The 13,191-nt window shown below is 73.1% G+C and carries 12 protein-coding genes; 8 read left to right on the top strand and 4 right to left on the bottom strand.

Going from position 1 to position 13,191, the window contains the following annotated elements; genetic code table 11:
* Positions 1–867, top strand: coding sequence for an acyl-CoA thioesterase (locus A4V12_RS00570; protein ID WP_064067150.1), 867 nt, complete (start codon positions 1–3; stop codon positions 865–867).
* Positions 868–894: 27 nt separating this feature from the next.
* Here the strand turns inward: A4V12_RS00570 and A4V12_RS00565 are convergent, their stop codons facing one another.
* On the bottom strand, positions 895–1,104 hold the full coding sequence (locus A4V12_RS00565; RefSeq protein ID WP_064067149.1) for a DUF6011 domain-containing protein: 210 nt from the start codon (positions 1,102–1,104) through the stop codon (positions 895–897).
* Positions 1,105–1,190: 86 nt separating this feature from the next.
* On the opposite strand from A4V12_RS00565, the gene A4V12_RS00560 reads away from it, so the two are divergent.
* Both A4V12_RS00560 and A4V12_RS00555 read left to right on the top strand, forming a co-directional pair.
* A complete protein-coding gene (locus A4V12_RS00560; protein WP_064067148.1) occupies positions 1,191–1,676 on the top strand; it encodes a glutathione peroxidase in 486 nt (161 codons plus the stop codon).
* A gap of 228 nt (positions 1,677–1,904) precedes the next feature.
* Positions 1,905–2,591 (top strand): esterase/lipase family protein, encoded by a 687-nt coding sequence (locus A4V12_RS00555; protein WP_064067147.1) that lies wholly within the window; start codon positions 1,905–1,907, stop codon positions 2,589–2,591.
* A 109-nt stretch (positions 2,592–2,700) separates the two neighbouring features.
* Here the strand turns inward: A4V12_RS00555 and A4V12_RS00550 are convergent, their stop codons facing one another.
* From A4V12_RS00550 to A4V12_RS00540, 3 genes are read right to left on the bottom strand one after another with little or no spacing between them, the layout of a single operon-like run.
* Positions 2,701–4,986: an ABC transporter permease gene (locus A4V12_RS00550; RefSeq protein WP_064067146.1), complete on the bottom strand. Its 2,286-nt coding sequence runs from the start codon at positions 4,984–4,986 to the stop codon at positions 2,701–2,703.
* Between the two features lie 6 nt (positions 4,987–4,992).
* Positions 4,993–5,763 (bottom strand): ABC transporter ATP-binding protein, encoded by a 771-nt coding sequence (locus tag A4V12_RS00545; protein WP_064067145.1) that lies wholly within the window; start codon positions 5,761–5,763, stop codon positions 4,993–4,995.
* The gene (locus A4V12_RS00540) at positions 5,760–6,275 is read right to left on the bottom strand and encodes a PadR family transcriptional regulator (protein ID WP_064067144.1); all 516 of its coding nucleotides are present in this window, start codon (positions 6,273–6,275) and stop codon (positions 5,760–5,762) included. Before A4V12_RS00540 ends, A4V12_RS00545 begins: the two co-directional genes overlap by 4 nt.
* Before the next feature lie 125 nt (positions 6,276–6,400).
* On the opposite strand from A4V12_RS00540, the gene A4V12_RS00535 reads away from it, so the two are divergent.
* From A4V12_RS00535 to A4V12_RS00515, 5 genes are all read left to right on the top strand, one after another.
* A complete protein-coding gene (locus A4V12_RS00535; RefSeq protein WP_064067143.1) occupies positions 6,401–7,678 on the top strand; it encodes an ABC transporter substrate-binding protein in 1,278 nt (425 codons plus the stop codon).
* Between the two features lie 212 nt (positions 7,679–7,890).
* Complete coding sequence (locus A4V12_RS00530; protein WP_064067142.1) at positions 7,891–9,582, top strand: glycoside hydrolase family 13 protein; 1,692 nt, start codon at positions 7,891–7,893, stop codon at positions 9,580–9,582.
* The gene (locus tag A4V12_RS00525) at positions 9,579–10,904 is read left to right on the top strand and encodes an ABC transporter substrate-binding protein (protein WP_064067141.1); all 1,326 of its coding nucleotides are present in this window, start codon (positions 9,579–9,581) and stop codon (positions 10,902–10,904) included. Before A4V12_RS00530 ends, A4V12_RS00525 begins: the two co-directional genes overlap by 4 nt.
* A gap of 4 nt (positions 10,905–10,908) precedes the next feature.
* Complete coding sequence (locus A4V12_RS00520; protein ID WP_064067140.1) at positions 10,909–12,240, top strand: ABC transporter permease subunit; 1,332 nt, start codon at positions 10,909–10,911, stop codon at positions 12,238–12,240.
* Positions 12,237–13,160, top strand: coding sequence for a carbohydrate ABC transporter permease (locus A4V12_RS00515; protein WP_234372022.1), 924 nt, complete (start codon positions 12,237–12,239; stop codon positions 13,158–13,160). Before A4V12_RS00520 ends, A4V12_RS00515 begins: the two co-directional genes overlap by 4 nt.
* The last annotated feature ends 31 nt before the right edge of the window (positions 13,161–13,191 follow it).

Genomic DNA, 13,191 nt, shown 5'->3' with positions numbered 1-13,191 from the left:
ATGACCAACCCCGCCGAGAGACTCGTCGACCTGCTCGACCTGGAGCAGATCGAGGTCGACATCTTCCGCGGCGCCAGCCCCGAGGAGTCCCTGCAACGGGTCTTCGGCGGGCAGGTCGCCGGCCAGGCGCTGGTGGCCGCCGGCCGCACCACCGGGGGCGACCGCCCGGTCCACTCGCTGCACGCGTACTTCCTCCGGCCCGGGATCCCCGGCCTGCCGATCGTGTACCAGGTGGAGCGGGTGCGGGACGGGCGGTCGTTCACCACCCGCAGGGTGACCGCGATCCAGCGCGGGAAGACGATCTTCAACCTCACGGCGTCCTTCCACCAGCCGGAGGAGGCGGGCTTCGAGCACCAGCTGCCGCCGCGCCTGGACTTCCCGCCGCCGGAGGACCTGCCGTCGGTGACCGACGAGATCCGCGAGCACCTGGGCGCGCTCCCGGAGGCGCTGGAGCGGATGGCGCGGCGCCAGCCGTTCGACATCCGCTACGTCGACCGGCTGCGCTGGACGGCCGAGGAGGTCAAGGAGGCGGACCCGCGCAGCGCGGTGTGGATGCGCGCGGTCGGCCCGCTGGGCGACGACCCGCTGGTGCACACCTGCGCGCTGACGTACGCCTCCGACATGACCCTGCTCGACGCGGTCCGCATCCCGGTCGAGCCGCTGTGGGGCCCGCGCGGGTTCGACATGGCGTCGCTGGACCACGCGATGTGGTTCCACCGGCCGTTCCGCACCGACGAGTGGTTCCTGTACGACCAGGAGTCCCCGATCGCGACGGGCGGCCGGGGACTGGCGCGCGGCCGGATCTACGACCGTGAGGGTCGGCTGCTGGTGTCGGTGGTGCAGGAGGGCCTGTTCCGCCGTCTCTGAGGCCCGGTGCGCGCCGGTGCGCCCGGCCTAGAGGCCCGGCAGCGCGTCCTGCTCCACCTCGTGGCGCCGCGTCCTGATGTCGGGACCGGCCGGGTGGAGCTTGGCGTCGCAGGCGGGCCCCAGGCCGCTGCGCCGGGAGGCGGCGCCGGTCAGCGGCCGCCCGCACAGCCGGCACCGCACCGGTCGCGGGCCGGCGGCGACGGGTTCGGTCTCCAGCGGAGGCTGTTCCTGGTGCACACCCGCCTGTCTACCAGGCGGAGCATGTTTTGATCGACCCTGTTGTCAGTGGCCGTCGGCCGCGCCCTTCGAGGAGGAGTTCCCGCATGTCCCTGTACGACATCCCGCTGCGCACCCTGTCCGGTGACCCGACGACCCTGGCCGCGTACGGGGACAAGGTCGTCCTGGTGGTCAACGTCGCCTCGAAGTGCGGGCTCACGCCGCAGTACGAGGGGCTGGAGCGGCTCCAGAAGACGTACGGCGACCGGGGCTTCACCGTGCTCGGAGTGCCGTGCAACCAGTTCGGCGGCCAGGAGCCGGGCACGGCCGAGGAGATCGGCACGTTCTGCTCGGCCACGTACGGCGTGACGTTCCCGATGCTGGAGAAGACGGACGTCAACGGCCCTGACCGGCACCCGCTGTACGTGGAGCTGACGAGGACCGAGGACGTGGACGGCGAGTCCGGGGACGTCCAGTGGAACTTCGAGAAGTTCCTGATCGCCCCCGGTGGCGGGGTCACCCGCTTCCGCCCGGGGACGGAGCCGGAGGCGGCCGAGCTGGTCGCGGCGATCGAGGCGCGGCTGCCCGCCTGACGCGTACCGCCCGCCGTCGGCGCCGGTCCCCCGCGGGGGGCCGGCGCCTTTCTGCTGCCGGGGCACGGCGGAGTGAATTCCTTTCGGCTCCGAATAACGCTACGGAATGGAGCGGAATTGATGGCGCAACGATTCGGCACTTTCGTGTGCACGGGCATTGACTTCCCCCGTCTACCCGTCAGTAACCTCCTCTCGCGCCCCCCACGCGCCCCTTCACCGAGGTAGGTCATGAGAAAGCACCTGCTCGTCGTCGCCATGGTGAGCGCCCTGCTCGGGCCGGTCACCACCGCCCCGGCAGACGCCGCCACCCAGGCGTCCGCATTCCGTCCGGGCAGTAATCCCATCCTTTTCGTCCACGGATACAGTTCCAACGGCTCGTACTGGAACACCATGGCCGACAGATTCCGCGCCGACGGCTGGCCGTCGACGCACCTGCGCCAGTGGAGTTACGACTGGCGCCAGTCCAATGCCACCACGGCACAGGGAGTCGCCGCGGAGGTCGACCGGCTCCTCGCGGAGACCGGCGCCGCCCGGGTCGACATCGTCACCCACTCCATGGGCGGCCTGTCCAGCCGCCACTACACCAAGACCCTCGGCGGCAGCGGGAGGACCGACGCCTGGGTCTCCCTGGGCGGCCCCAACCACGGCACCGACGCCGCCGAAGCCTGCTACGACACCTCGTGCACGGAGATGCGGATCGGCTCGGCCTTCCTCACCGCGCTCAACTCCGGCGACGAGACCCCCGAGGGCACCCGCCACGCCACGTGGTGGTCGCCCTGCGACACCTTCATCAACCCGGACAGCACCGTCGCCCTGACCGGCGCGGCCAACACCCGCACCGCCTGCCTCGGCCACAGCGCCCTGGGCTCCGACCCGGTGGTGTACGGACAGGTCCGCGACTTCGTCAACGGCTGACGCCCTCCCCGCCCGCGCGGCTACCGCGCCGCGCGGGCGGCCGGGCGGGTGCGCCCGGTGGGCCCGCCGGTCGGACGCGCCGGCGGGGACGGCCGGAGCGGGTCGCCGGTCAGGCCACCGCGCTGAGGGTGTCCGCGAGGCGGTGGCGGGTGGCGCGGGCGGCCGGGAGGGCGGCGAGGGCGACCGCACCGGCGACGGCCGCGGCGGCGAGGGCCAGCAGCTGGAGCGGGGGCGGGGCGTGGGCGATGCCCGCGCCGATGCCGGTGGCGTGGGCCTCGTGGTCGATCAGCCAGTGGGCGAACGGGACACCGAGGGCCGTGCCGAGGAGCGCGGCGGCCAGGGCGGTGCAGCCGACCGCGGTGAGCGTGACGGTGGTGATCTGGCGCGGTGTCAGGCCGATCGCCTTCCAGGCGAGCAGGTCGCGTTCGCCGTCGCGGATGGTGCCGCCGATGGCGGTGGACAGTTCGGTGAGGCCGATGAGGGCGAGGACGGCGATCAGTCCGGCGACGACACCGCGCAGCGCGGAGAGGCGGTCGGCGGGGCTGGTGACCTCACGGACGTCCAGCCGCCCGGAGGAGGCCTCGGCGAGGTCTGCGCTCACCGCGCGGGGGTCCGCGCCGGGGCGCAGCTGGAGCCGGTAGAGGCTCGGGCGCAGCCCGGGGTCGTTCTCGCGGAGGGTGTCGAGCGAGGTGGAGACGACCCGGCCGCCGTTCTCCGGTTCGATGCTCCGGCCGACGATGTGCAGCACCTGCGGGTGGCCGGCCACGGTCAGCCGCACCCAGTCGCCGACGCGGGCGTCGAGCAGGTCGAGCAGGCCCTGCCCCGCGACGGCCTCGTCGGGCCCGTGGGCGGGGCGGCCCTCGGCGATGGAGTACGGGTAGGGCCGCTCGCGGGTGCCGACGCCGCGCAGCGCGATGGTGCCGGTCTGGCCGGGCACCAGGGCCGCGACCTCCAGGCCCGGGTGGGCGGCGGTGACCTGCCGGTTGGCGCGGAGCAGCGCGGCGGCGCCGGCGTCGGTGAGGGTGCCGTCGGGTCGGGCGGTGAGCGCGGCGGCGAGGCCGACCTGCTCGGGGCGGCTGTCGAACCGCTCGATGGTCGTCCACGCGCCGAGCGCCACGGTGATCAGCAGCAGGGGCAGGGCGAGGCGCACGATGGTGGCCGGGGCGCGCCGCCCGCGCCCGAAGGCCCGGTGCCAGCCGAGGACCAGCGCGGGCGGCACCCGCAGCCCGAGCGCCCCGCGCGCCGCGCCGGACAGTCCGGCGCCCGGGGCCGCGCCGGCGGGCAGCACCGGCACCGGGGGGACGCGCCCCGCCCGCCAGGCGGCCAGACAGGTCGCCGCGCCGATGAACAGGACGGCGCCGGCCGGGACGAGCAGGAGCGCCGGGAGGTGGCCCGGGAGCCCCTGCCACACCTGGACGGCGTCGCCGAGCCGGCCCGGCAGGCGGGCGCCGAGGATCCGTACCAGCGAGGCGGCCAGGGCGGCGCCGAGGACGGCGAACGCCAGGTGCTGGACGAGGAAGATCCGTACCACCTGGCCGGGCGTGAAGCCGACGGCCTTGAGGACGGAGATGTCCCGGAGGTGGCCGCGCACCCGGGTGGCGATGGCGCCGAAGACCGCGAGGGCGGCGGCGATGAGCGCGCCGAGGCCGAAGAGGCCGAGGACCTGGCCGAGCAGCCGGGTGTCGTCCTGCGCCTCGGCACGGGCCTGCTGCCAGGTGGAGACGTCGCTGACGGCGCCCGCGCCGAGCGTGGTGACCGCGCGCTGGACCGTGTAGTCGGTGTCGTCGGGGTCGGCGAGCCGCAGTCCGACGACCTGGCCGGCGGTGCGGTCCGCGGGCACGGCCCGGGGCAGGGCCCAGATGGTGCCGGGCCGTTCCCCGGGCCGGTAGCGGCGCTCCGCGGTCTCGGCGACGCCCAGGACGGTCAGGGTGCGGCCCGCGAGGGTGAGCCGGTCGCCGGGCTCGGCCCACAGGGCGCGGGCGAGTCCCGCTTCGAGGACGACCCCGTCGGGCGCGGCCGGGTCGAGCCAGCGGCCGGACGTGATCAGCGGGCGGCCGGTCGGGGGCGGGCCGCCGTCAGTGGCGCGTACCTCCACGCCCGCGCGGGCGCCGCGCGAGGCGACGGTGGTGGTGGCGGTGCGGTAGGGGCCGGACACGGCGTCGACGCCGTCGAGGGCGGCGAGCCGGCCGGTGTCGGCGGCGGGGCCGGTGTGGATCCACACGTGGGCGCCCCGGGACTGGGTGAACACCCGCTGCCAGGGGTTGGTGGCGTATCCGAAGAGCGCGCTGGCGAGCAGCAGCGACGCGACGATCCCGGCGGTGGCGGCGACGAGGAACAGCGCCTCGCCCCGGTGGGTCCGCAGATCGGCGTGCGCCCAGCGCAGCATGGCCCGCACAGCCGGTCAGTCCCTCAGGTCGTTCAGGGCGATGACACCGGCCGGGCCGGTGCGGCGCGGCGGTGCGGCGGCGAGGTCGGCGTCGTCGGCGATCCGGCCGTCGTAGAAGCTGATCACCCGGTCCGCGGCGCTGGCGAGGCGGGCGTCGTGGGTGACGAGGACGATGGTCTGCCCGCGCTGGTGGAAGCGGCCGAGCAGCCGCATGACCTCGCGGGTGCCCTTGCTGTCCAGGCTGCCGGCCGGTTCGTCGGCGAGGAGCAGGCGGGGCTGGTTGACCAGGGCGCGGGCGAGGGCGACGCGCTGCTGCTCGCCGCCGGAGAGCTCGCCGGGCATGCTGCGGGCCTTGCCCTCCAGGCCCAGCTCGGCGAGGAGCTTCTCGCGCTCGGCGCGGGCCTGGCGGGCGGAGGTGCCGGCGAGGAGGGCGGGCAGTTCGACGTTGTCGGCGACGGTGAGGTTGGAGACGAGGTTGAAGAACTGGAAGACGATGCCGATGCGGCGGCGCCGTTCCACGGCCCACCGCGCCTCGCTGTAGCCGTCGGTGCGCTCGCCGTCGAGCCAGAGGGAGCCGCTGTCGGGGCGCTGGAGCCCGCCGAGCAGGTGCAGCAGGGTGGACTTCCCGGCGCCGGAGGGGCCGGTGACGGCGACGAACTCGCCGTGCCGCACGGACAGGTCGACCCCGCGGACGGCGTGGGCGGGGGCGCCTTCGCCGTGGTGGGTCTTGACCAGTCCCTCGGCGCGCAGCAGCGGTGCGGCGGATATCGCGGAGGTGTCCGTCATCGCAGGTCCTCCAGTTCCTCCTGGCAGCGCTCCAGCCAGTCGAGGTCGGCCTGGAGGTGGAGCATGGCGCCCTCGATCAGCAGGTGCGATATGCGGTTGTCCCGGTCTTCGGTCGCGGCCAGCTTGGAGAGGTTGCGCATGGTGTTGAGGTACTCGCGTCGCTGTCTGTTGATGAGGGCGATCTGGTCGGCGAGCCCGGTTCGGGGGGCGAGGGCGAGTTTCATGAAGAACTCGTCCCGGACCCTCGGTTCGTCGGCCGTCTCCTCGAACCAGGCGCGCAGTGCTTCCTGCCCGGCGTCGGTGAGGCGGTAGATCTTCTTGTTGGGCCGGCTCTCCTGGGCGATCTCCTCGCCCTCGATGAGTCCGGACTTCTCCAGCCGGCCGAGCGTCACGTAGATCTGGCCGACGTTGGTGGGAGGGTACGCGGCGCCCAGCAGTTGCTCAAGGTCCTGCTTGAGTTCGTAGCCGTGGGCGGGGCCCCGGGCCAGGAGGGCGAGGAGGGGAAGGCGCACCCGTGCTGTCCTCCTCCGCGTGCTCCCGGTGTGATGTGGGCTCTAGTATCGCCCATGCCTAACGGGTATACATGCCCGAGACGCGGACGCCGACGTCCTGCGCCGGGTGCTCAGGGAGGAAACCTATGCGGTGGATACGTGCCGCGGGTAGGGGTCTCCTCGTCCTCATGGTCATTTTGACCGGGTACGCGGCTTCCGGCGCCGCCCCGCAGGGCCGGGCGCCCGACGCCGGGGGGCGGGGCCCGATGACCCTGGCCACGGCCGGGGACCTCACCGGATACCTGGGCCGGGTGCTGGAGGGCTGGAACCGGTCGCACCCCGACGAGCGCGTGACGCTGGTCGAACTGCCGGACTCGGCGGACGAGACCCGGTCCCAGATGATCACTGACCTGCGGTCGGGGGCCGGCCGGTTCGACGTCCTCAACATCGACGTGGCGTGGACGTCGGAGTTCGCCGCCGCGGGGTGGATCGCGCCCGTGGACCGCGGGCGGTTCCCGCTGAAGAGCTTCCTGCCCCCGGTCGTGGACACGGCGACCTACGACGGGCGGCTGTACGCCGTTCCCTACGTCACCAACGCCGGGATGCTCTTCTACCGCAAGGACGTCCTCGACCGCGCGGGCGAGCGTCCGCCCCGGACGTGGGCGGAGCTGGAGCGGCAGGCGCGGACCCTGGCGCCGGCGAACGGCCTCGACGGGTACGCGGGGCAGTTCCTGCCGTACGAGGGGCTGACGGTGAACGCCGCGGAGGCGGTGTACTCGGCGGGCGGCACCATCCTCGGCGACGAGGGCGAGCGGGTCACGGTGGACTCCGCGGGCGCGCGGGAGGGGATCGCGTTCCTGGCGCGCGGTGTGCGGGACGGCTGGATCCCCCGGGAGGCCCTGACGTACACGGAGGAGGAGTCCCGGCGGGCGTTCCAGGAGGGCAGGCTGCTGTTCCTGCGCAACTGGCCGTACGCCTGGGCCGGCGCGTCCGGCTCCGGTTCGCGGGTGGCGGGCAGGTTCGGCGCGGTGCCGCTGCCGGGGCCCGACGGGCCGGGCACGAGCGTGCTGGGCGGGTCGAACCTGGCGGTGAGCAGCCATGCGCGGCACCCGGAGTCGGCGCGCGACCTCATCGCGTACCTCACGAGTGAACGGGTGCAGCGCCGCGTGCTGACCGAGGGCGCCCTGCCGCCGGTGCGCGCCGCCCTGTACGGGGACGCGTCGCTGGTGCGGCGGTTCCCCTACCTCCCCGCGCTCCGGGCCAGCGTGCTGGCGGCCGCCCCGCGCCCCAAGAGCCCGCATTACGAGCAGGTCAGCCTGGCCGTGCAGGCCGTGGTCCACGACGCGATGGCGCAGCGGCAGACGCCCGAGGCGGCCGTGCGCCGGCTGGCGGACGAGCTCGCGGCCATCGCCCGCCGCCGCTGACCGCGACACTTCCGCACCCCCTCGCCTAGTTACCTGTTAGGTAACCGCAGGCTAACGACTCCCTGGGCATAACGGGACATTCACCCCCACCTTGCGCTGACTTCGTGCAGCAGCGTTGACACCCTCTCGTCACGCCTACTTAACATGCATGCATAACCGCTACCCGCTCTGGATGGCGCGCACCCCTTCACGAAGAAACAGGTCAACGGGTGATGCTCACAGCTCCGGCCGACGACGGCCTCTCGCAGCACCTCACGCACCGGTCCGCCCACCCCTGGTGGCGCGACGCGGTGATCTACCAGGTGTACGTCCGCAGCTTCCTGGACAGCACCGGTGACGGCATCGGCGACCTCGCCGGAGTCCGCGCCGGGCTTCCGTACCTCAAGAAGCTGGGCGTCGACGGGATCTGGCTGAGCCCGTTCTACCCGTCGCCGCAGGCCGACCACGGGTACGACGTCGCCGACTACTGCGACGTGGACCCCGTCTTCGGCGACCTCGACGAGTTCGGCCGGCTGGTGGCCGACGCACACCGGCTCGGCGTCAAGGTGCTGCTGGACATCGTCCCCAACCACTGCTCCAGCGAGCACGCCTGGTTCCGCGAGGCACTCACCTCCGCCCCCGGCAGCGAGGCCCGCGCCCGGTTCCACTTCGCCGAGGGCCGGGGCCCCGGCGGGGACGTGCCGCCCAACAACTGGCACGCGATGTTCGGCGGCCCCGCCTGGAGCCGGGTCACCGAGCCGGACGGCACTCCCGGCCAGTGGTACCTGCACATGTTCACGCCCGAGCAGCCGGACCTGAACTGGCGCAACCCCGAGGTGGCCGCCCACTTCGACCACGTGCTGCGCTTCTGGCTGGACCGGGGGGTGGACGGCTTCCGCATCGACGTGGCCGCCGGCCTGTACAAGCACCCCGACCTGCCGGACTCCCCCGACCCCGAGGCCGACGCCCGCACCCGCGACTCGGTCAACCCGCTCGCCTGGAACCAGCCCGAGGTGCACGACGTGTGGCGCCACTGGCGCGCGGTGTGCGAGGAGTACACGGCCCGCGACGGCCGCGAGCGGCTGCTCGTCGGCGAGGTCTCCGTACCGACCGCCCGCGAGCACGCCAAGTACGTCCGCCCCGACGAACTGCACCAGGCGTTCTTCTTCGACCTGCTGAGCGCCCCCTGGAACGCCGACACCTTCCGCACGGTGATCGACGAGGCGATCCGGGACATCGCCGGCACCGGCTCCACCGTCACCTGGGTGCTCAACAACCACGACCAGGTGCGCACGGTGACCCGCTACGGCGAGTCCGGCACCGAGGGCAGCGGCCTCGGCGCCGCGCGGGCCCGGGCCGCGGCGCTGCTGATGCTGGCCCTGCCCGGCGCCGCCTACATCTACCAGGGCGAGGAGCTGGGCCTGCCGGAGGTCGTGGACCTGCCGGACGAGGTGCTCACCGACCCGATCTTCCGGCGCACCGGCAGCCGGGCCCGGATCCGTGACGGCTGCCGCGTGCCGCTGCCGTGGTCGGGGCACGCCTCGCCGTTCGGCTTCAGCACCGGCGCCGAGAGCGCCAAGCCGTGGCTGCCGCAGCCCGGCTGGTTCGCCGAGCACGCCACCGACCGGGCGCTCGCCGACACGCGCTCGTTCTGGCACCTGTACCGCGACGGTCTTCAGCTGCGGCACGGACTGCCGCAGCTGGGCGAGGGCACCCTGCGCTGGCTGGAGTCACCGCCCGGTGTCCTGGCCTTCGAGCGCGGCGAGGGCCTCGTCTGCGCCGTCAACTTCACCGCCGACCCGGTGCCCGCACCGGTCTCCGGCGCTCCCCTGCTGTCCAGCGGCCCTTGCCCGGCCGGCGTACTGCCCGGATCCACCGCCGCCTGGTGGACCGGTGACCACACCACCTCGGAGGTATCACGATGATGACGCGACGACGGATGGCGATGGCGTGCTGTTCGGCGCTGACCCTGGCGCTGGGGGCGACCGCCTGCGGCGGCGGCCCGGTGAGCGCGGGCGGCGGAGCGAAGGAACTCAGCGGCCAGACGCTCGACGTGGCCGGTGTGTGGTCCGGTGCCGAGCAGAAGAACTTCCAGAAGGTGCTGGACGCCTTCACCGAGAAGACCGGCGCCAAGACCCGCTTCACCTCGACCGGGGACAACGTCTCCACGGTCGTCGGCAGCAAGATCGAGGGCGGCAACGCCCCCGACGTGGTGATGGTCCCCCAGGTCGGCGTGCTCCAGCAGTTCGCGAAGAAGGGCTGGCTCAGCCCGCTCTCCGGCAAGACCGTGAGCGCCGTCGACGCCAACTACGCGCCGGTGTGGAAGGACTACGGCTCGGTCGACGGCAAGCTGTACGGCCTGTACTTCAAGGCCGCCCACAAGTCGACCGTCTGGTACAGCCCCGAGGCGTTCGAGCAGGCGGGCGTCAAGCCGCCGAAGACGTACGAGGAGATGCTCAAGAGCGGCCAGGCCGTGTCCGACTCGGGCCTGCCGGCCTTCGCCGTCGCAGGTGAGGACGGCTGGACGCTCACCGACTGGTTCGAGAACATCTACCTCTCCCAGGCCGGTCCCGAGAAGTACGACCAGCTCGCCAAGCACGAGATCGCGTGGACCGACCCCACCGTGGTGAAGGCCCTGACCACCCTCGGCACGCTGTTCTCCGACAAGAAGCTGATCGCGGGCGGCCAGAAGGGCGCGCTGAGCACCGACTTCCCGGGCTCCGTGGAGAAGGTGTTCGGCCCCGAGCCGGAGGCCGGAATGGTGTACGAGGGCGACTTCGTCGCCGGCATCGCCAAGGACCAGTTCGGCAAGAAGATCGGCCAGGACGCCACCTTCTTCCCCTTCCCCGCCGTCACCGGCGGCAAGGCACCGGTGGTCAGCGGCGGTGACGCGGCCGTCGTCCTGAAGGACGGCAAGAACAGCAAGGCCGCGACGGCGTTCCTGGAGTACCTGGCCACCCCCGAGGCGGCGGCCGTGTGGGCGGAGGCGGGCGGGTTCCTCTCCCCCAACAAGAAGCTGGACCTCGCCTCGTACGGTGACGACACCGCACGCGAGACGGCCAAGTCGCTGATCGACGCCGGGGACACCGTGCGCTTCGACATGTCGGACCAGGCACCGGCCTCCTTCGGCGGCACCAAGGGCGTGGGCGAGTGGAAGCTGCTCCAGGACTTCCTGCGCGACCCGTCGGACCCGGCGGCGACCGCGGCGGCGCTCGAAGCCGCGGCGGCCAAGGCGTACAAGGGCTGACGACATGACCACCCTCACCACCTCCGTGGGGGCCGCGGGTCCCCGGCGGCGCGCCCAGCGCCGCCGGCGGGCCATCGCCGTCGCCTTCGTCCTGCCGGCGCTGCTGCTCCTCGGCGCGCTGGTCGTCTACCCGGTCCTGTTCTCGGTCGGCCGGAGCTTCTTCGACGCGGCCGGGACGCGGTTCGTCGGCGGGGAGAACTACGCGGAGATGTTCCGCGACCCCGCCACCCTGACCGCCATCCGCAACAGCGCCATCTGGGTGGTGGTCGCCCCGACGCTGCTCACCGGGCTCGGGCTGATCCTCGCGGTGCTGGTGGAGAAGGTCCGCTGGGCCACCGCGTTCAAGCTGCTGCTCTTCATGCCGATGGCCGTCTCCTTCCTCGCCGCGGGCATCATCTTCCGGCTCGCCTACGAGGAGGACCCCGACAAGGGCGTGCTCAACGCGGCGGTGGTCGGCGTGCACGACGTCTTCGAGGACGGCTCCTCGTACCCGACCGCCCGCCCCCGGGAGGACCAGGGGCTGCGGAAGGCCCCGGACGGGTCGTACGGCACGGCCGAGGCCGTTTCGCCGGGCAGTGCCGTGACCCTCGGCCTGGTGGGCGTACCGCCCAAGGAGATGCCCGCGGAGGCGAAGCCGGCGTCGTCGGCCAAGGCCGCCGCGGACGAGGTGCGCGGTGTCGTCTACCTGGACTTCACCCCCGGCGGCGGGGGGCGGCCGGGCGTGATCGACGCGGCCGAGCGCGGCCTGCCGGGCATGGCGGTCGAGGCGGTACGGGACGGCGGGACGGTCGCCACGGCGACGACGGCGGCGGACGGCTCGTTCCGCTTCGCGGGTCTCGCCGACGGCACGTACACGGTGAAACTGCCCGCGGCGAACTTCGCGCCGCCCTACGAGGGCGTCTCCTGGCTGGGGCCCGCGCTCGTCACTCCGGCGATCATCGGCGCCTACCTGTGGATCTGGACCGGCTTCGCCATGGTGCTGATCGGTGCCGGCCTGTCGTCGCTGCCGCGTGACGCCCTGGAGGCGGCCCGGATGGACGGGGCGAGCGAGTGGCAGGTGTTCCGCCGGATCACCGTGCCGCTGCTGGCGCCCGTGCTGACGGTCGTCTTCGTCACGCTGGTGATCAACGTGATGAAGGTCTTCGACCTGATCTACATCATCGCGCCGGGCCCGGTGCAGGAGGACGCCACGGTCCTCGCCACCCAGATGTGGCTCGTGTCCTTCGGCGGCGGCAACAACCAGGGGCTGGGCAGCGCGCTCGGTGTGCTGCTCCTGCTGCTGGTGATCCCCGCCATGGTCTTCAACGTCCGCCGCTTCCGCAGGAGCCAGTCATGAGCGCGACCGTCACCGCTCCTCCCCCGTCGCAGCCGTCCGCCCCGCCCCCGCCCGCCCGGCCCGTTCCCACCCGGCCGCGGGGCGGCAGGCTCCGCCGCTGGCTGGGCAACGGCCTGGTCCAGGCGTTCCTGGCGGTGGTCGGCCTCGTCTGGATCACCCCGGTGGCGGGACTGCTGCTGTCCTCGCTGCGCTCGGCCAACGACAACGCGGCGAGCGGCTGGTGGACCGCGCTGACCGGCCCCGGCCAGTTGTCCCTCGACAACTACACGGCACTGCTGGGCAACGCGGGCATCACCCGGGCGTTCTGGAACACCGTGCTGATCTCGGTGCCGACGACCGTGCTCGTCGTGGTGCTCGCGGCACTCGCCGGATACGCCTTCGCCTGGCTGGAGTTCCCCGGCCGGGACTGGATCTTCCTGGCGGTGGTGGCGCTGCTGGTGGTGCCGGTGCAGGTGGGTCTGCTGCCGGTGGCCAAGCTCTTCGGGCAGCTGGGCCTGTTCGGCACGATCCCGGGCGTGGTGCTGTTCCACGTCGCGTACGGGCTGCCGTTCGCCGTGTTCCTGCTCCGCAACTACTTCGCGGACATCCCGCGCGAGATGCTGGAGGCGGCACGCATGGACGGGGGCGGCGAATGGCGGATCTTCACCCGGCTGGTGCTGCCGGTGGGCCGGCCGGCGATCGCGAGCCTGGCGATCTTCCAGTTCCTGTGGGTGTGGAACGACATGCTGGTGGCGCTGCTCTTCGCCGACAGCTCCTCGCAGCCCCTGACGGTGGAACTCCAGTCGCAGGTGCGGCAGTTCGGCAGCAACATCGACGTCCTGGCGCCGGGCGCCTTCCTCTCCCTGATCGTGCCGGTGGTGGTGTTCTTCGCCTTCCAGCGGCACTTCGTGCAGGGCGTGATGGCGGGTTCCGTGAAGTGACGTCACCCATACCGGCGGGGGGCCTCCCCCC

It is taken from the genome of Streptomyces noursei (assembly GCF_001646665.1).
Classification (GTDB): Bacteria; Actinomycetota; Actinomycetes; order Streptomycetales; family Streptomycetaceae; genus Streptomyces; species Streptomyces lavendulocolor.
Note: the sequence above shows the minus strand (reverse complement) of the source record. Positions and strands in the feature narration are given on the sequence as shown.